The sequence below is a fragment of the Mesorhizobium sp. M7A.T.Ca.US.000.02.2.1 genome (genome assembly GCF_003996995.1).
GTDB lineage: Bacteria > Pseudomonadota > Alphaproteobacteria > Rhizobiales > Rhizobiaceae > Mesorhizobium.
The window spans coordinates 1-18,144 of sequence record NZ_RZTT01000081.1; the positions used below are offsets into that span (position 1 = coordinate 1).

At 62.6% G+C, this 18,144-nt stretch carries 17 protein-coding genes; 6 read left to right on the forward strand and 11 right to left on the reverse strand.

The window, feature by feature from the left end:
* A partial coding sequence (locus EOD15_RS10510; RefSeq protein WP_148129522.1) for a DNA polymerase occupies window positions 1-261 on the forward strand: 261 nt, incomplete at its 5' end.
* A 151-nt stretch (window positions 262-412) separates the two neighbouring features.
* Here the strand turns inward: EOD15_RS10510 and EOD15_RS10515 are convergent.
* Window positions 413-817 (reverse strand): Fur family transcriptional regulator, encoded by a 405-nt coding sequence (locus tag EOD15_RS10515; protein ID WP_109658718.1) that lies wholly within the window; start codon window positions 815-817, stop codon window positions 413-415.
* Between the two features lie 244 nt (window positions 818-1,061).
* On the opposite strand from EOD15_RS10515, the gene EOD15_RS10520 reads away from it, so the two are divergent.
* From EOD15_RS10520 to EOD15_RS10530, 3 genes are all read left to right on the forward strand, one after another.
* A complete protein-coding gene (locus EOD15_RS10520; RefSeq protein ID WP_127408470.1) occupies window positions 1,062-3,257 on the forward strand; it encodes a caspase family protein in 2,196 nt (731 codons plus the stop codon).
* 124 nt (window positions 3,258-3,381) lie between these two features.
* Window positions 3,382-3,762: a hypothetical protein gene (locus EOD15_RS10525; RefSeq protein WP_127322033.1), complete on the forward strand. Its 381-nt coding sequence runs from the start codon at window positions 3,382-3,384 to the stop codon at window positions 3,760-3,762.
* Complete coding sequence (locus tag EOD15_RS10530; RefSeq protein WP_127322032.1) at window positions 3,759-4,466, forward strand: hypothetical protein; 708 nt, start codon at window positions 3,759-3,761, stop codon at window positions 4,464-4,466. The genes EOD15_RS10525 and EOD15_RS10530 overlap by 4 nt, the downstream gene beginning before the upstream one ends.
* Window positions 4,467-4,528: 62 nt before the next feature.
* On the opposite strand, the gene EOD15_RS10535 is transcribed toward EOD15_RS10530, so the two are convergent.
* On the reverse strand, window positions 4,529-5,623 hold the full coding sequence (locus EOD15_RS10535; RefSeq protein WP_127322031.1) for a serine protease: 1,095 nt from the start codon (window positions 5,621-5,623) through the stop codon (window positions 4,529-4,531).
* 396 nt (window positions 5,624-6,019) lie between these two features.
* On the opposite strand from EOD15_RS10535, the gene EOD15_RS10540 reads away from it, so the two are divergent.
* Window positions 6,020-7,117, forward strand: a complete 1,098-nt coding sequence (locus tag EOD15_RS10540; RefSeq protein WP_127408471.1) for a trypsin-like serine protease — start codon at window positions 6,020-6,022, stop codon at window positions 7,115-7,117.
* A 75-nt stretch (window positions 7,118-7,192) separates the two neighbouring features.
* Here EOD15_RS10540 and mgrA read toward each other — a convergent pair whose 3' ends face one another.
* The 7 genes from mgrA to EOD15_RS10575 all read right to left on the reverse strand — a co-directional run bounded on the left by mgrA (window position 7,193) and on the right by EOD15_RS10575 (window position 14,561).
* On the reverse strand, window positions 7,193-8,239 hold the full coding sequence (gene mgrA / locus EOD15_RS10545) for an L-glyceraldehyde 3-phosphate reductase (protein ID WP_127408472.1): 1,047 nt from the start codon (window positions 8,237-8,239) through the stop codon (window positions 7,193-7,195).
* Between the two features lie 121 nt (window positions 8,240-8,360).
* The gene (locus EOD15_RS10550) at window positions 8,361-9,503 is read right to left on the reverse strand and encodes a Gfo/Idh/MocA family oxidoreductase (protein ID WP_127322191.1); all 1,143 of its coding nucleotides are present in this window, start codon (window positions 9,501-9,503) and stop codon (window positions 8,361-8,363) included.
* 11 nt (window positions 9,504-9,514) lie between these two features.
* On the reverse strand, window positions 9,515-10,261 hold the full coding sequence (locus EOD15_RS10555) for a sugar phosphate isomerase/epimerase (protein ID WP_127322192.1): 747 nt from the start codon (window positions 10,259-10,261) through the stop codon (window positions 9,515-9,517).
* A 53-nt stretch (window positions 10,262-10,314) separates the two neighbouring features.
* Window positions 10,315-11,412 (reverse strand): sn-glycerol-3-phosphate ABC transporter ATP-binding protein UgpC, encoded by a 1,098-nt coding sequence (ugpC, locus tag EOD15_RS10560; RefSeq protein ID WP_127322193.1) that lies wholly within the window; start codon window positions 11,410-11,412, stop codon window positions 10,315-10,317.
* 5 nt (window positions 11,413-11,417) lie between these two features.
* Window positions 11,418-12,356, reverse strand: coding sequence for a carbohydrate ABC transporter permease (locus EOD15_RS10565; RefSeq protein ID WP_127322194.1), 939 nt, complete (start codon window positions 12,354-12,356; stop codon window positions 11,418-11,420).
* On the reverse strand, window positions 12,353-13,240 hold the full coding sequence (locus EOD15_RS10570; protein WP_127322195.1) for a sugar ABC transporter permease: 888 nt from the start codon (window positions 13,238-13,240) through the stop codon (window positions 12,353-12,355). Before EOD15_RS10570 ends, EOD15_RS10565 begins: the two co-directional genes overlap by 4 nt.
* 82 nt (window positions 13,241-13,322) lie before the next feature.
* On the reverse strand, window positions 13,323-14,561 hold the full coding sequence (locus EOD15_RS10575; protein ID WP_127382134.1) for an ABC transporter substrate-binding protein: 1,239 nt from the start codon (window positions 14,559-14,561) through the stop codon (window positions 13,323-13,325).
* Between the two features lie 403 nt (window positions 14,562-14,964).
* Between EOD15_RS10575 and EOD15_RS10580 the strand changes: the two genes are divergently transcribed.
* Complete coding sequence (locus EOD15_RS10580) at window positions 14,965-16,020, forward strand: LacI family DNA-binding transcriptional regulator (protein WP_127322066.1); 1,056 nt, start codon at window positions 14,965-14,967, stop codon at window positions 16,018-16,020.
* Between the two features lie 9 nt (window positions 16,021-16,029).
* On the opposite strand, the gene gndA is transcribed toward EOD15_RS10580, so the two are convergent.
* A complete protein-coding gene (gene gndA / locus EOD15_RS10585; RefSeq protein WP_127322065.1) occupies window positions 16,030-17,457 on the reverse strand; it encodes an NADP-dependent phosphogluconate dehydrogenase in 1,428 nt (475 codons plus the stop codon).
* A 174-nt stretch (window positions 17,458-17,631) separates the two neighbouring features.
* The coding region (locus EOD15_RS10590; RefSeq protein WP_245463634.1) for a CopD family protein at window positions 17,632-18,144 on the reverse strand (513 nt) is incomplete at its 5' end.

An 18,144-nucleotide genomic window follows, 5' to 3' on the forward strand; every position in this document is an offset into this window, starting at 1 on the left:
CGCCTGCAAGGCACCGCCGCCGACATCATCCGCCGTGCCATGATCCGCATGGAGGAGGCGCTGGAAAAAGCAGGCCTTTCGGCACGCATGCTGCTGCAGGTGCATGATGAATTGATCTTCGAGACCGTCGAGGCGGAAGTCGAGGCAACGATCCCGGTCGTGCGTCACGTCATGGAGAACGCGGCGATGCCGGCGGTCTCGATGTCGGTGCCGCTGCACGTCGACGCGCGGGCGGCGAACAACTGGGACGAGGCGCATTAGCGCCAACGCAAGGTGTGTTGAGATTCATGTCAGGCCGAGCCGAAAATGGTGGATTCCGAGAACCGGAGCGGAGCGTACTTTTCGTACGTGAGCACCGGAAGCGCAGGTATCAGCCATTTGCAGGCCGGCATCACCTGAATATCAACACACCTTAGGCCGCTTCGGCCAGGCACTTGGCACACGTCCCGCGAAATTCGATCACCGCCTTCTTGGCGGCGAAGCCGGTGGAGCGCACCCATTCGTCCAACTGGTGGCCGACATCGTGGTCGGACATTTCGGTGACCTGCCCGCATGTGTCGCAGATCGCGAAGGCGGTCATCGAATGGCTGTGGTCGTGCGGCTCGGCGCAGGCGACGAAGGAGTTGATGCTTTCGAGCCGATGCACGAAACCTGACTTCACCAGCGTATCGAGCGCGCGATAGACCTGGAGCGGCGCGCGAAAACCGCGCTCGCGCAATTGGTCGAGCAAGGTGTAGGCACTGAGCGGCCCGCTGGCGGTCTCGAGTTTCTCGAGCACGCACAGCTGGTTCTTCGTCAGCACATCCCTTGCCGCCATGATCCTGTTTCCAACTCGCCTTGCGTCGCTTGTGCCGCGCACAAACGATCCATGTCCCATCCAGATAGCGACGAACAGGCATTTTTGCTACTGTTTCCAGCATTCTGCCCGCGAGGCTGTCGAGAACATCGATCGGAGCGGGGCAACAGGCAGGTTGCTCTGCGATGTGACGTTCAAAATACTGACAATATCTTCGGCAAGGATTGCCGCGCTTGGAAATTCGGTCGGGCTTGGGGAAGCAATCATGATCAAATTGACGCGGCGGACGCTGCTGGTCGGCACGTCCGCCTTGACCATGGCCGGCATGGTGTCGTTCCGAACCATGGCCGCATCGCGCATCTACCATGCGCTGCTGGTCGCCTGCACCGAATATCCCAACCTGCCGCAGAGGAACTGGCTTGTCGGGCCGAAGAACGATGCAGCCCTCGTCCACGACTATCTGCTGAAGAGTGTGCCCGACCCCGTGCGGTTCGCGCCGGAAAACGTCACGCTGCTCGCCAAGGATGTCCCCGGCGCCAGTGGCCTGCCGACCCATGCGGCGATCAAGGCTGCATTGGCCGACCTTGCCGCCAAGGTTCAGCGCGACGATTTCGTCTACCTGCATCTGTCCGGTCACGGTGCCCAGCAGCCGCAGATGGTCAAGGGCGACGAGACCGACGGGCTCGACGAGATCTTTCTGCCCGTCGATATCGGCAAATGGATCAACCGCGATGCCGGCGTGCCCAATGCGCTGATCGACAACGAAATCGGCGCGGCACTCGACGCCATCCGCGACAAGGGTGCTTTCGTCTGGGTTGTGTTCGACTGCTGCCATTCCGGAACCGCGACACGCGCCGTCGAGGTCGATGACGAGCTGGAGCGCAAGGTCGAGTTCGCCGACCTGGTCGGCGGCAACGAGGCCGAGCGGGCTGCCGCGATCAAGGCCTATGACGAGGTGATTTCGGTCGCCGGCTCGCGCGGCATCGACGACAATGGCACGCGCAAGCCCGCCTTCACCCTGACGCCGACCGGTGGCGAACCGATCACCAAGGGCAAGCTGGTCGCCTTCTATGCCGCGCAGACGGTGGAGACGACGCCCGAGATGCCGTTGCCCAAGGGCATCGCGGATGCGCCGCGCTTGGGCCTGTTCACCTTCACCATCCTGTCCAAACTGGCCGAGAATCCCAACGTCACCTATCGCCAACTCGGCCAGGCCGTGCTGCAGCAATATTCGGCCGACAGCCGCACCCGGCCGACACCGCTGTTCGAGGGCGAACTGGATGCCCGCGTCTTCGGCACCGACAAGACCGATGCAGTCATGCAGTGGCCTGTCGTCATCAAGGACGGCGAAGCGACGATCGGCGCCGGGCTGCTGCATCGCCTCACCCCCGGCAGCAAGCTCGCCATCCTGCCGTCGGCGTTATCGCCGCTGTCCGACGCTGTCGGATTTTTGGAAGTGCAGTCGGCAAAAAACCTGGAAAGCCGCGTCAAGCCGGTCGAGTTCGACAAGAAGCCGGCGCTCAAAGTCGCCGACATTCCCGCCAACGCCTATGCGCGGGTGGCGGAGATCGCCGTCGACTACAAGCTCGTCTTGGCGCGGCCGGCCATAGCCAAGGGACTTGAGAAGGAAACCGCTCTGGTCAATTCGGTTCTCGACGAACTGGCCACAGCCAGGGAGACCGGCTTCAACATCGAGCTGGTCGATCCCGGCAAGAGCGCCGACCTCCGCTTTGCGGTGATGCGCGAGAATGCCGTTCCCGGCGTCAAGGATGCGACCGACAAGCCGGCGCTGTGGTTCCTGCCGGCGTCGGGCGACGTGAGCCTGAAGGAGGGCGGCAAACCGCCGCTGATCATCATTCACGACCGCCACAAGCTGGCCGATGCAACGACCAGGAACCTGCGCACCATCTTCCGTGCCACCGGGCTTTCGCGGCTGGCGGCGGCCTCCGACTACAAGCCCGAGGACGTCGACGTCCAGTTTCAGGTCAAACGTCGCGACAAGGATGGCCTCGAACCGCTGCAGGCTTCGGTTGTGCCGCGCGTCTCGCCGGGTGACGAAGTGCATGTGCTGGCCAAGAACGGCTCGGACCTGCTGGTCGACATCAACGTGCTCTATGTCGGCAGCGACTATTCGATCACTCATATCGTTGCCGAACGCCTCGCCCCGCAGGCCACGATCGAGGAGGGACTGCTGGCCTTCACCGACACCAGCTTCGGCATGGAACGGATGATCGCGGTTTTGACCGAGGCGCCGCCGGAGAGCGAGAAGCAGGATCTGAGTTTCCTGGCGCAGGACGGCGTCGCCTCGGCGACGCGTGGAACGGGCTCCGCCGGCTTCTCCGACATGCTGACCGATCTCGGCATGGCGCCGGCAACCCGCTCGGTGATGCGGCTTGCCGACAAGAGCGGCCCGAAAGGCGCGGTGATGATCTTCCCGATGGAGACAGTGCCGCGCGCCTGACCGGATGTCGGCGCCAAAGCCTCACGGCTCTGTTGCGCCGGCTCTTGCGCGATCGGCGCGATATGAGAACATTCCCGGCCGCGTCCTGGCGCATGACGGCCGGATGAAACGGATAGGATCGATTGTGAAGAATTCTGTGTTTTCCTGGCGTGGAACGGTAGCCGGCCTTGCCGGCGGCCTGTTGCTGATCGCCAACGCTTCGGCGGACGAGGCCTGCGGCCTGTGCGTCAAGCAGATCGTCACCAACTCGGAACTGGCGACGTGTTTTCTCGATCAGTACGACCAGTTCGCCAAAAGCGGCAGCGACGCGGTTATCGTCGATCTCAGCAACTGCGCCTCGCGCGGCGTCGTCGAAGCCTTGCCGTCCCCCAACAAGGGGGCGGCGGAGCCCGACGTACAGTTCATGATTTCGCGCCTGCAACTGGAATGCCTGAAACGGAAGCTGGAGACGCCGGGCATCGTGCTGGATCCCTCCGCCACCATTGAACTGGACAGCTGCGGATGAAGAAGCCAACGGGCAACACCAGGCAGACGGCAGTGACCGCACCCGCAAAGGCGCAGGCCGGCAAACCGGTGCTGCAGGAAACCACCGAAGGTTTCCCGTGGCCAAGCAGCCACGAGATCAAGAAGGAGAGCAACCCGTTCACAGACCGCGACTGGCGCATGCTGGTCTATGCCTGGTCGGGCATGGCAGTGCGTCTCGCCATCATCTTCACCTTGATGTTCTCGGTCTACCAGTTCCTGGCCAACCAGGAACAGAAGCGCGTCGAGCAGACCATGTCGCTTGTCGAGCTCTGGGAAAACAAGGACTACCAGCAGGCGCAGCGTGCCCTAAAGGATCGTCTGACGGGCCTCAACGCCAAATATGACAATCTGCTCAGCGCCAACCCCTCGCCAACCGAGGAGCAGGTGTTCCGGCAACGGATCGGCATCGAGGCGATGACCGCCTCCGGCGGCGACATGCCGCTCGCCGATTTCAGCGAGAATTTCGACCGCATCGTCTATTTCCTCAACCGGCTGTCATTCTGCATCGACGGCGATTTGTGTTCGCGCAAAGTGACCGATGCTTATTTCCGTGACTATGCCGTCTCTTTCTGGAGCTATTTTGCCGGCTACATAGACAAGCAGCGCAAGGCGGGTTCTCCCACTTTCGCTTCGGCAATCGAGACCTATGTGCGCAATGGGCCGCCCACGGCCGAAGCCAAATAGCGGCGCCAAAAAGGCGGCGGGATTGCGCCGCCGCCTTTGTCTCCACCGCGAATGCGCAGCGATTATTTATACAGGCTGTTGATCCACTGGACGTTGGCAGCGTTCAGGCGCACGGCAGTGTTCGCGTCGGGGCTTTCCGCCACGTTGACACCGGTGACGATGCGCTGCTTGGCCTTGTTGTCGTAAGCATAGACCGAGCTGCCGCTCGACCCTGGGAACGTATCGCAGTCATACTGGAAATATTCCGGCGCGATGTTTTCGGCGTGCACTTCGCAGTTTGCCTTCCACATCGTGCCCATCGGCTTGTCGCCGGGATAGCCGACGAGATTGGCGGTGAAATCGCCGAGATCCTCGTAGTTGGCATAGCCCAGCCAGCCGAGATTGGTGCCGACATCCTGCTTTAGCGTGACTACGCCGAGATCCCACAGCAGGACCGAACCATAATAACCCTGGTAGTTGTCGATGAAGCCTTGCAGCACATAGGCGCTTTCGAAGGCGAAGGCGCCGAACGGTGCGTCGTCGGCCGTGCTGCCGTTCAGCCCCGGCACGAACAAATAGTCGGAGAGCCAATCCTTGTCCTCATGACTGTAGAGGCAGTGCGCGGCGGTGAGTACGGTTCGCGGACCGATCAGCGTTGCCGAACAGCTGCCGAAGCTGCCCGTCTTCGGCGATTTGGCTTCGAGATAACCTATTGCCGAGAACGGATAGGTCTTGGTGTTCTTGACCTGCTCGCGATCGTCGGTGCCGAAAACCTGGCGGCCGGCTTCGCCTTCGCCGAGGTCCGGATCCTCGGTCTTGCGCTCGGCCCCGTCTTTTCCGGTGGCCGGAGCGTTCAGTTCCTTGATGATAAGCTCCCGCAGCGCTTCGCTCGGCTCGATCTTGATCTCCTTGCCATCGGCCGACCGTCCGACGATGCCGTAGGATTTGACAGCCGTTGCCTCGTCGGCAAGCGGCGCGGCGCGGCTGTCTTCGTCGGTCAGCTTCGGTGGCGCGATCGGCTTTGCCCGCCCGGGCTTGTAGTCGCCTGAAGTCGCGTCGCGCGCGCTTTCGCCGTTGCCGGCACTGGCGGAGCCAGGATCGGCGGCGAAAGCTGGAACCGCCCACATTGCGGTGGAAAGCAATGTGGACGCAATGAGTGCGTTTGTCAGTTTTGTCATGGTGAGACTCTCCCAAAAGTCAGCAAGGACTGGATCAAAATACAGAAATATTGTCGAGATCGTGGTGGCGTCGAAAAAGGAGTTTGGTTACCGCACTTGAAATATGACCATCGCCTATGCGGTCGGTCAAAGCCCCCGCCAAAGACACCGGCGCGGATATATTGCCTAAATTAATACAACATTGGAATGACAATTAGCTTCCACATAGCCCGTGGGGGGCTATAGGGTTTTGAACGGGGTCTGCACAGGAACGCGATACGCGAAGCAGTGCCTGACTTGGTGTCCCTGCCGTGCCGCTACAACGAAAGCTGCGCGGCCTGACCACCAGTCTGAGGCTTGCTTTGTTGATCATGCGCCGGGGCTGGTCCGCTCGGGTACATATCAGGAGGGCTTCAGATGAACATCATCCATCGGTTCAGGCCGATCGCCGCTGCATCGCTGCTCGGCATCGCAGCCGCCCTTGCGGCAGCCAATTCCACCCAGGCCGACGAAGCGGTCGCCCGACCGGAGGCAGCAGTCTCGCCAATGAAGCGCGTGACGGAAGCCAGGGCGAAAGCCGCGGCGGAGAACCCCGACGCGGCCGACCGCGTCTATGGCGGCAACCAGGCCGAAAAGGGAGCCTATCCGTTCCAGGTCGCGCTGCTCACCACCGACAGGCTGGACGAGAACCCGGCCTCGCAGGCCAATGCCCAATTCTGCGGCGGCAGCCTGATCGCGCCGCAATGGGTGCTGACGGCAGCACACTGCCTCAACGACAAGGGTCAGCCGGTTTCGCCGGAGAGCGTCACCGTGCTGACCGGTGCAACCGATCTCAGCGAGGGCAAGCGCCACAAGGTGGTGGAGGTCATCGTCAACGAAGCCTACAGCGAGCAAACGCTCGACAACGACATCGGCCTGCTCCGGCTTGCCGAACCGGCCGATGCGCCGACCATCAAGGTCGCCCATGAGGCAACCCCCGAGACCGGCAAGACGACGGTCACCGGCTGGGGCAAGATGCAGGACGGCACCTTTCCGACCACGCTGATGGTTGTCGATCTCGACCTGCAGCCGAACCAGGCCTGCAACAGCGGCATCAAGGCCATCTATGCGCGTGATCTGAAGGCAGCGCTCGGTGATCTGTCCCGCCGTATGCGCTATTCGGAAAAAGGCATCGACGCGGCCGCCAATGCGATCGCCGCCGACATGACCGACCCGCTGACCGGCAACATGATCTGCGCCGGCACCACCAGCGGCGTGCGCGATGCCTGCAACGGCGACAGCGGCGGCCCGCTGTTCATGACCGGTGCCGAAGGCCCGGTCCAAGTCGGCGTCGTCAGCTGGGGCGAAGGCCCGGCGGACGGCAGCGCGGCGTGCGGCCACAAGGAGGCCTACGGCATCTACACGCGGCTGGCCAACTACACCGGCTGGATCGAGGCGAAGATGAAGACCTCGGCTCCGGCGCCGGCAAAGCCCAAGGCGGGACTGGGCACCGCCCAGAAACCGAAAACGCCCTGAAGCAGCGCTGTTCGCTTTCAAGCAAAACGGCGGGAGAGGTTCCCGCCGTTTTCCTTACCGGCTTATCGAGAGGACTTATTTTCGCGGCGGGCCTTTGCGCTCGGCGGAAGCCGCCCACAGATTAATGTCGGATTCGCGCGCATAGGTGTCGATCTCGGCGAGTTCGGCATCGCTGAAGTCGAGCACCTTGAGCGCGCCGACGCAGTCCTCGACCTGCTCCGGCCGGCTGGCGCCGATCAGCGCCGATGTCACCCTGCCCTTGCGCAGCACCCAGGCCAGCGCCATCTGCGCCAGCGTCTGCCCGCGGTTGCCGGCGATGGCGTCGAGCGCCTTGATGTTGGCGATGGTCTTGTCGTTGATGAAGGCTGTCTTCAGCGACTTGCCCTGGGAGGCACGGCTGCCATCGGGAATGCCGCCGAGATACTTGTTGGTCAGCATGCCTTGCGCCAGCGGCGAGAACACGATGGAGCCGACGCCGAGCCCTTCGAGCGTGTCGAGCAGGCCATCTTCCTCCACCCAGCGGTTCAGCATCGAATAGCTCGGCTGGTGGATGACGCAAGGCGTGCCAAGCTGCTTCAATATATCGGCGGCCTCGCGCGTGCGCTGCGAATTGTAGGACGAGATGCCGGCATAGAGCGCCTTGCCCGAGCGCACGGCATGGTCGAGCGCACCCATCGTTTCTTCCAGCGGCGTGTCGGGATCGAAACGGTGCGAATAGAAGATATCGACATAGTCGAGCCCCATCCGCTTGAGGCTCTGGTCGAGGCTGGCCAGCATGTATTTGCGCCCACCCCATTCGCCGTAGGGACCGGCCCACATCTCGTAGCCGGCCTTGGTCGAGATGATCAGCTCGTCGCGGTAGGCGGCGAAGTCGGTGCGCAGGATTTCACCGAAGGCGGTCTCGGCAGAACCGGGCGGCGGACCGTAATTGTTGGCAAGATCGAAATGCGTGATGCCGAGGTCGAAGGCCTTGCGCGCGATCGCCTGCTTGGTCTTGTGCGGCGTGTCGTTGCCGAAATTATGCCACAGGCCGAGCGAGATTGCCGGCAGCTTCAGGCCGGAGCGGCCACAGCGGTTGTATATCATCTTTTCATAGCGGTTTTCGGCAGGCGTGTAGGGCATCGGAAAATCCTCAAATGGAAGCGAGCCGGTCGGCTGCATCGCGACAGCGCGGCGAGTTGGCTCTGCCCCTCACCTTTACCCTCTCTCCGTCGGAACGGGGAGAGGGTTGAGGTGTGCTGCCCTATTTCTTCTTCGCCAAAAGCGCCTTGGCTTCCTTGACGCCAAGTGCGGCCGGCCGTTCGCAAGTGGTCTGCATGGCGACGAACTTGCCGGTTTCGCCCGAGCGCAGCAGGCCGGTCATCACGTCGACGGCGTGCAGCGCCAGCTCCATCGAACAGCGGTGCGGCCGGCCTTCCGCGATCGCCACTGCCATGTCGGCGAGGCCCGATGTGCGGTAGTTGGCCATCATGCCTTGCGAATGCATCTCGTTGGGTACGCCGAACGGATGCGGCCAGTTCGGCAGCTTCTTGACCGGCTTGGCCGCGTCGGTGAAGCGAACGTCACCACCGAAGAAGTTCGGGTCCGGCACGAACACCGTACCCGCCTCGCCATAGAGTTCCATCGGCGCGTGGCCGTGGGCCCAGACGTCCCAGCTGGTGTTGAGCGTTATAACGGCACCGTTCTCGAACTCCAGCAGCCCATGGATGGTCGTCGGCGTGTTAACCGGTATCTTTTCACCCGCGCGCGGCTTTGAACTGATCGTCCGCTCCTTGGCCGGCGTCGTCGCGAAGGCCGCGACCTGTTTCACCGGTCCGATCAGCTGGATCAGATTGGTGATGTAGTAAGGCCCGATATCGAGCACGGGACCGGCGCCCGGCTGGAAGAAGAAATCCGGATTGGGATGCCAATGCTCCATGCCGTGGCCCATGACATGGCAGGTACCGCTCGTGACCTTGCCAGGCTTGCCGGTGTCGATGAGGTTGCGCACCAGTTGGTGCGCGCCGCCGAGGAAAGTGTCTGGCGCCGAGCCGATCCGCAGGCCCTTTTTCTCCGCCCGCTTCTTAAGGTCGAGCCCTTCCTTGACCGACAGCACGAACGGCTTTTCCGAATAGACGTGCTTGCCGGCGTCGAGGATCTGCTTTGACACTTCATAGTGCACCGCCGGGATGGTCAGGTTGACGATGATGTCGATGTCGTCGGCCTTGAGCAGGTCTTCGACGGTCTCGGCGCGCAGCTTGAACTCCTTCGCCCGCGCCTTGGCCGCCTCCATGTTGATGTCGGCGCAGGCACGCATCTCGATGCCGCGAAACAGCGGCGCCAGCGAAAAATACGCTTTCGAGATGTTGCCGCAGCCGATGACGCCGATGCCAAGTTTCTTTGCCATGCTGATTGCTCCTAATATGTTTTGGCGGCTGCGATGGAGCGGCGGGCGAAACGCTCGATGTCGTTCGGGTTGTCCTGTTCCATGACGTAGTATTGGGCAGCACTCTTGGCACGCAACACCTTGATCAGACCGGCCCAGTCGATGGTGCCATGGCCGACATCCGACCAGCCATCCTCATCCAGCCCCTCGCCGGGCTTGGCCATGTCCTTGACGTGGACGGCGCTGATGCGCTTGCCGTGTTTTTCGATCCACGACAACGGATCATCGCCGCCGCGCACCACCCAGGCAACGTCCATCTCCCAGCTGACATCGGGCGCGGATGACAGGATGTGATCCTGCGGCACCGATCCGTCGGCAAGTTTCTTGAACTCGAAATCATGGTTGTGCCAGGCAAAGCCGTAGCCGGCCTTTTTCGCGGCGTCGCCGACCTTGGCCAGGCGTTCGCCGAAGCCGCGCCAGCCGGCCACGTCGGATGGCCGCTGGTCGGGCATCAGGAAGGGACAGATGAGCAGCGTGATACCAAGTGCGTCGGCGGTTCTGCGCACGCCGTCGAAATCGTTCTCGAGCGCATCGATCGAGAAATGCCCAGTCGGCATGGCAAGCCCGTTCTTGTCGAACTCGGCACGGAATGCCTTGGGATCATCATAGACGCCGCCAAAGCCTTCGACCTGGGCGTAGCCGAGCTTGCCGAGCATGGCGAGCACACCGTCCCAGGGTTGGAAATTGCGGGCGCTGTAAAGTTGGAATGACCAATTCATCGTCTCTGTCCGTTTCGCTTGGGGATTGTCGTTGGAAGGTTGGTTCTCAAAAGCTAGATGCGTGTGCCCGTTGCAGTGTCGAAAAGCGAAGCGCGCATCGGATCGAAGCCAAGCGTCACCGCCTCGTCATTCTTGGGCGTGCGTTCCGAGGTCACTCGGACGCTGAAATTCTGCTGGGCAAGCTTCAGCCAGACCAGCGTGTCGGAGCCCATGGGTTCGACCACCTCGACATTGGCGGCTATCGAGAACGGCCAACCGGTGCCGCTGTTCAGACTGACATGCTCGGGCCTGATACCGAATGTGACGGCTCCGGGAGCCGGAGGCTTGGCAAAGTCGTAAGTGCCGAGCGGGATCTTGATATCCTCGGCCGCGAACCGCCAGCCGCCGTCGGCGTCTTCCAGGCGGCCATCGACGAAGTTCATTGCGGGCGAGCCGAGGAAGCCGGCGACGAAACGGTTGACCGGCCTGTTATAGATGGTCTGCGGCGCATCGAGCTGCTGGATGACGCCGCCCTTCATCACCGCGATGCGGTCGGCCAGCGTCATCGCCTCGATCTGGTCGTGGGTGACGTAGATCATGGTGTTCTGCAGCTTGCGATGCAGCAGCTTGATCTCGACGCGCAGTTCGGCGCGCAGCTTGGCATCGAGATTGGACAGCGGCTCGTCGAACAGAAACACATCGACATCGCGCACCAGCGCCCGTCCGATGGCGACGCGCTGGCGCTGGCCGCCGGAAAGTGCGGCCGGCTTGCGTTGCAGCAGCGGTTCGATCTGCAGGATCTCAGCCGCCCGCGCGATCCGCTTGGCGATCTCTTCTCTTGGCGTGCCGGCGACACGCAGCCCGAAGGACAGGTTCTTCTCCACCGTCATTTGCGGATAGAGCGCATAGGACTGGAACACCATGCCGATGCCGCGGTCCTTGGGCTCTTCCCAGGTGACGTTCTTGCCCTTGATGAAGATGCGGCCTTCGGAGACATCGAGCAGGCCGGCAATGCAGTTGAGCAAGGTCGACTTGCCGCAGCCGGACGGCCCGAGCAGCACGATGAACTCGCCATCGGCGACATCGAGATTGAGCGTCTCCAGGACGGTCACCGCGCCGAAATTCAATGACAGGTCCTGGATCGAAACGCTGGTATCATTGGCTGCCGTCATCGCCATCACCCCTTCACCGCGCCGGCGGCGATGCCGCGTACGAAAAGCTTGCCGGAAATGAAGTAGACGATGAGCGGCACAAGCCCGGTCAGGATGGTTGCGGCCATGTTGACGTTGTACTCCTTCACGCCTTGCACCGAATTGACGATGTTGTTGAGCTGCACCGTCATCGGATAGGTGTCGGGGCGGGTGTAGACGACGCCGAACAGGAAGTCGTTCCAGATGCCGGTCACCTGCAGGATGATGGCGACGACGAAGATCGGCAGCGACATCGGCAGCATGATGCGCAGGAAGATGCCCCAGAAGCCGGCGCCGTCGACGCGTGCCGCCCGGAACAGCTCCTCCGGCATCGAGGCGAAATAATTGCGGAACAGCAGCGTCAGGATCGGCATGCCGAAAATGGAATGGACGATCACCAGCCCGCTGAGGCTGCCATAGAGGCCGATTTCGCGCAGGATGATGACGATCGGATAGATCATCACCTGGTAGGGAATGAAGGCGCCGACGATCAGGATGATGAAGAACGTATCGGCGCCCTTGAAGCGCCAATTGGCCAGTGCATAACCATTCACCGAGGCGATGGCGATCGACAGCAGCACCGACGGCACGGTGATGCGCACCGAATTCCAGAAACCGCGCGAGAGCCCGTCGCAGTTAAGGCCGGTGCAGGCCGTCGACCACGCCTTGACCCACGGCTCGAAGGTGATCTCGAGCGGCGGTGAGAAGATGTTGCCGAGCCGGATCTCCGGCATGCCCTTGAGCGAGGTGACAATCATGACATAGAGCGGCAAGAGGTAGTAGACCGCCATGACGAACAATGTGCCGTAGAGGAAGACGTTGCGGCGCGAAATCACGCGGCGCGGCTTTGGACCGTAGGGCCCGGCGATGTCCTGGCGCGCGCCGGCGGCAACGCTTGCTTGAGCGGTGATGTCTGCAATGCTCATTTGCGTCGCCCGAACTCGAGATAGGCCCAAGGCACGATGACGATCACCACCGAGAGCAGCATCATGGTCGAGGCGGCAAAACCCTGGCCGAGGTTCTGGGCGAAGAACATATAGTCGTAGACGTATTTGGCCGGCACTTCGGAGGCGATGCCCGGGCCGCCGCTGGTCTGGGCCACGACCAGGTCATAGACCTTGACGATGCCGGAAGCGATGATGACGAGCGTGGTGATGAAGACCGGCCGCATCATCGGGATGACGATGAACAGATAGGTCTTCCACATCGGGATCCCATCCACGCGCGCCGCCTTCCAGATGTCTTCGTCGATGCCGCGCAGGCCGGCCAGCATCAGGCACATGATGAGCCCGGTGCCTTGCCACAGCGCAGCGATCGATATGCCGTAGATGACGATGCTGGAATTATAGAGCGGGTCGAAGCTGAAGCTCGTCCAGCCTAAGTCCCGCACGACATGCTGGATGCCGAAATCCGGGTTGAGCAACCACTGCCAGACCAGGCCGGTGACGATGAAGGAGAGCGCGAAAGGATAAAGGAAGATGGTGCGGAACGTGTCCTCGAAGCGGATCTTCTGATCGAGCAGCGCGGCAAGCAGAAAACCGATGACCAGCGAGAACACCAGCGAGATCGCGCCGTAGATCAACAGGTTCTCGATCGAGATCAGCCAGCGCGGCGCCGCCCACAGCCGGTAATACTGGTCCAGCCCGACGAAATTCAGCCGCGGCAGGAGCTTCGAATTGGTGAAGGAATAGAGCACCGTCCAAACGGTGCCGCCGACGAAAACCACCATGGCGGTGAGGATCATCGGGATCGAGGCGACCTTCGCATTGAGGTTGCGGAACAGAAGGTTGGGGCGTGCGCTCTTGCTCATCTCGTCAGCCGGCTGGGTAAGGGCGGTGCATTCCCGGCCCCGCATTCGCAAGGCCGGGAGCGAGGCGGGGTTGCCTCCAGCGTCAGTCCGCCGAAGCGATGAGGTCGGCGAAGCGCTTCTGCGCGTCTTCGACGGTCAGTTCCGGCTTGGCGAAGAATTCGGCGAAAAGGTCTTCCTTCTGTTTCTGGGTGTCCTGCGAAAGCAGTTGGTCCGTCCACGGCATGACGGCACCCTTGGCAAGAATGGCGAGGCCCTTCTTCATGCAGTCGTTGGCCGCATTGAGATCGACGTCGCCGCGCACCGGCAGGGATCCCTTCTTCAGATTGAAGGCAACCTGCGTCTTGGGATCGAGCAGCGTCTCGGCCAGCACCTCCTGCGCCTTGCTCTTGTCGGCATCCTTGAGCAGCGGGAAGTAGAAGGCGTCACCGCCCGTGGCTATCACCTCGTTCAGCCCAAGGCCTGGCAGGCAGGTGTAATCCTTGCCGGCGGTCTTGCCGGCAACCTGGAACTCGCCCTGTGCCCAGTCGCCCATGATCTGGCCAGCGGCCTTGCCGGTGATGACCAGGTTGGTCGCCTGGTTCCAGTCCTGCACATTGGTGTTCTTCGCCATCTTGCGGGCATCGTCCGCGGCCTTGAAGACCTTGGCGACTTCGGGCCCGGCGGCGAACTTGGCATCCTTGTCCTTGTAGACCTTGAGGAATGTGTCCGTGCCGCCCACAGCCGCAAGCAGGACGTCGAAGGCACCGGAGGATTGCCAGGCCTGTCCGCCGACGGCGAGCGGGATGATGCCGGCCTTTTCCAGCGCCGGCGCTGCCGCCACGAATTCATTCCAGTCCTTCGGCAACGGCACGCCGGCCTTCTCGAAGGCCTCGTTGGACAGCCACAACCACTGCCAGGAATGGATGTTGACGGGCACGCAATAGATCTTGCCGTCGATGGTGCAGCCGTCGAGCAGGCTCTTCGGCCGGACGACATCAGTCCACTTGCCCTTGGTGGCGACGTCGGTGAGGTCGCGCATCAGGCCGGCCTGCACCAGTTCTTCCGCCTGCCGGCCATGGTTGAATTGCGTGGCGCCCATCGGATCGCCACCGGTGATGCGGCTGATCATGATTGGCCGCGCCGTGCCGCCGGAGCCGGCAATGGCGCCGTCCACCCAGTGGTTGCCGGTCGCATCGAATGCCTTGGCAAGTTCCGCAACCGCCGCCGCCTCGCCGCCCGACGTCCACCAATGGGTGACTTCCAGGTCCGTCGCGGCCGCCTGGCCGGCAAACTGCAACGCGGCCGTCGCTGCCAGCGCAGCGGTCAAAAGTTTGTATCGCATTTCGGCTCCTCCCAGAATCTGAAACGTTACAGATTTTCGATACGGCAATTGCGCGGGCTGTGCAACCCATCAACGAAGCGCCCCCGATATTTTTTCGGACAGCGAACAAATTCGCATGAATGATCGCGCTTCTCATGCACTGCAGCATGGTTTGCTGCGGCGCAAACACCGAAATGCCGCCTGATACGGGCAAAAGGCGGCGGCAGAGGCGATTTCTCCTGGAATCCCAAGCGTTTCGCAAAAGAACCATCCACCTCGTGGGCGAGGGACATGTAACTCGATATGGCAATCTGTAACGTTTCAGTATATTGAGACTTTACCGGGGCTGGAACGCATATCGTATCGCCATGACGGCGATTGCCGACATGGCTCGCGGCTGCTATGCGCCTGACGGGCGGGACGAATGGACAGACAACGTACGGACAAGAGCGGGGAGACCTCGGCACAGGGACGGCCGACGTTGAAGACGCTTGCCTTCATGACCGGGCTCGGCGTCACCACCGTGTCACGCGCCTTGAAGGATGCCCCGGAAATCGGCGCCGAAACCAGGCGCCGCGTCCAGCTCGTCGCCAAGCAGATCGGCTACCGGCCGAACCGCGCCGGCGTGCGTCTGCGCACCGGCAGGACCAATGTCATCAGCCTCGTGCTCAACACCGACCGCGAGATCATGAGCTTCGTCTCGGACATCATCTACGGCGTTTCGGAAGTGCTTGCCGAAACGCCTTATCACCTGATCGTCACGCCCTATTCCCGCTCGCAGGATCCGATGGAGCCGATCCGCTATCTCGTCGAGACCGGCTCGGCCGACGGAGTCATCATTTCGCGCACCCAACCGAACGATCCGCGCGCCCGCTACATGCTCGAGCACGGCATGCCCTTTGCCACGCATGGCCGCACCGACATGGGCCTGGTCCATCCCTACCATGACTTCGACAACCATGTTTTCGCGATGGAAGCCGTGCGCCGCCTGGCGAGCATGGGCAGGCACAAGCTGGCGCTTCTGTCGCCGCCGCCCGGGCTGACCTATTATGGCCACACGCTGAACGGCTTTGCCGATGCGCTGAGCGAGGTCGGAGCCAGCGAAATTCCGTTCAACACCGTTTCCATCGATCACACGATCGAGCAGATCAGGACCAGGACCGCGCAGGTGATGCGTCGCGAGAACAGGCCGGACGGCTTCGTCAGCAGCGCTGCCGCCGCGACACTGGCGATCGTCGCCGGCATCGAGGATGCCGGCCTCAAGCTTGGCCGCGACGTCGATGTCGTGTCCAAGCAGTCGTCGGACCTGTTGCACCTGTTCCGGCCGGAATTGCTCGTCGTCAACGAGAACTTCCGCCTGGCCGGCTCCGATCTCGCCCGCTCCGTGCTCGGCTGGATCGGCGGCGCCGCACCCGGCTCGTTGCAGCGCCTGGTCGCCACCGGCGAGGTTCAGGCGTTCAGCCCGCCGGTTTCCGTTTAGGCCCTTGGGCTAGCCAGCCGCACCGCTCCCCCACGGCCCATGGAAAGCGCCCCTGTCGTCGATGCGCTCGAAGCCGTGCGCGCCGAAGAAGTCGCGCTGCGCCTGGATCAGGTTCGAGGTGCCGCGGCCCTGGCGGTAGCTGTCGAAATAGGCAAGTGCGGAAGACAGCGCCGGCACCGGCGAACCGGCCTCCGAAGCCCTCGCCACGATGCGGCGCAGCGACGGATGCGCTTCCTGCATCAGCGCGATGAAGGCCGGGGCCATCAGGAGGTTGGTCGAGGCGCCGCCCTTGCTGAAGGCTTCCGCCATGGTGTCGAGCATCTGCGAGCGGATGATGCAGCCGGCGCGCCAGATCCTGGCGATGGTCGGCATCGGCAGGTTCCAGTTGAATTCCTTGGAGGCGCCGCTCATCACCGCGAATCCTTGGGCGTAGGCGGCGATCTTGCCGGCGAACAGCGCCAGTTCCAGATCTTTCAGCAAGGCATCCTTGTCACCGGAAATCTTCGTCACGCCGGCGCTGCCATAGGCCTTTTCCGCCGCCAGCCGCTCGTCCTTGATCGACGAAAGCACGCGCGCCGCCACCGCCGCCTCGATCGCCGTCGCCGGAATGCCGAGTTGCTGCGCCTCGATGACCGACCATTTGCCCGTGCCTTTCTGGCCGGCGCGGTCGAGGATGATGTCGACCACCGGTTTGCCGGTCTTCGGATCGTCTGATGCCAGCACCTTGGCGGTGATCTCGATCAGGTAGGAATTGAGCCGGCCCTTGTTCCAGTTGGCAAACACCGTGCCGATCTCTTTCGGGCCCATGCCCAGGCCATCGCGCAGGATGCCGTAAATCTCCGCGATCATCTGCATATCGGCATATTCGATGCCGTTATGGATGGTCTTGACGAAATGCCCGGCGCCGTCGGTGCCGAGCCATGCCGCGCAGGGTTCGTCCTTGAACTTGGCGGAGATCGCCGTCAGCACCTTCTCGACGCGCTTCCACGAGTCCTCCGTACCGCCGACCATGATCGACGGCCCGTGGCGCGCGCCCTCCTCGCCGCCGGACACGCCCATGCCGATGAAGGTGAGATCCGAGCCGGAAAGCTCGGAGAAGCGCCGCATCGTGTCGCGGAAATTGGCATTCCCGGCGTCGATGACGATGTCGTTGGCCGACAGAACGCCGCGCAGAGCCGCGATCTGTTCGTCGACCGGCTTGCCGGCCAGCACCATGATGATGATCGGGCGCGGCGGCCGGATCGCGGCGGCAAGCTCTTCCAGGCTGTAGCAGGGCACGACCATGTCCCTGAGCGCGCCGGCATTCTCGACGAAAGCGTCGGTGCGCGCCCTGGTGCGGTTGAAGACGGCGATGCGGTGCCCGTGCTCGGCGATGTTGAGCGCCAGGTTGGAGCCCATCGTGCCAAGGCCGATCAGGCCGATTTCGGCTTTTTCCATCGTTTCTTCCCTGCTTTCGGATCTTGTTGGTTCGAGCCCGCGACTTGCGGGGATGCCCATTCTTCGGCGGGATGCCATTCTTCACGGGATGATTGACGGGCCTTTTGGGCCACGTCAACCGCCTCGCCGAATTGTGTTGCACGGATGCCTAGCCAAGCTCGTGTCGGTCCGGCCTTACGGCCTGATATCGACGGGCGCCTCGATCTTCACCATCTCGAAGTCCGAGACCAGTATGTCGATGCGCACCGTCCACCGGCCCGGCACCGGGATGAAGAGGTTGTCGACGCGCCAGCTGCCGTCACCGGGCTTGCTCGCAGCGCGCTTCAGCGGCTCGATGCCGGAATCGGGTTTTGACAGCACAAGCGTCACCTCCTTGGCGTCGAGCGGGCCGAAATCGCCGCTCATGATGACCATCGAGGCAACGACCGGGCCGGCATGGCCGGGAGTGATGCTGAGATCGGCCATCGCTTGCAGCGCGTGGATATGAACCGACACCGGTTGCGCTGCCGCAATCGCCAGGGCTCGGGGCGGCGGTGTGAAGCGCCAGCCCGCGGCAACGCCGAAAATCGCCAACACGATCAACATCTCGACGCCGATCGAGCGGACCAGCCTGCGTTGAACTTCCGTCGATCCCGCCTCGGCCGATGCGGTGAGTTTCCAGCGATTGACGGCAGCAAGCGTGAACAG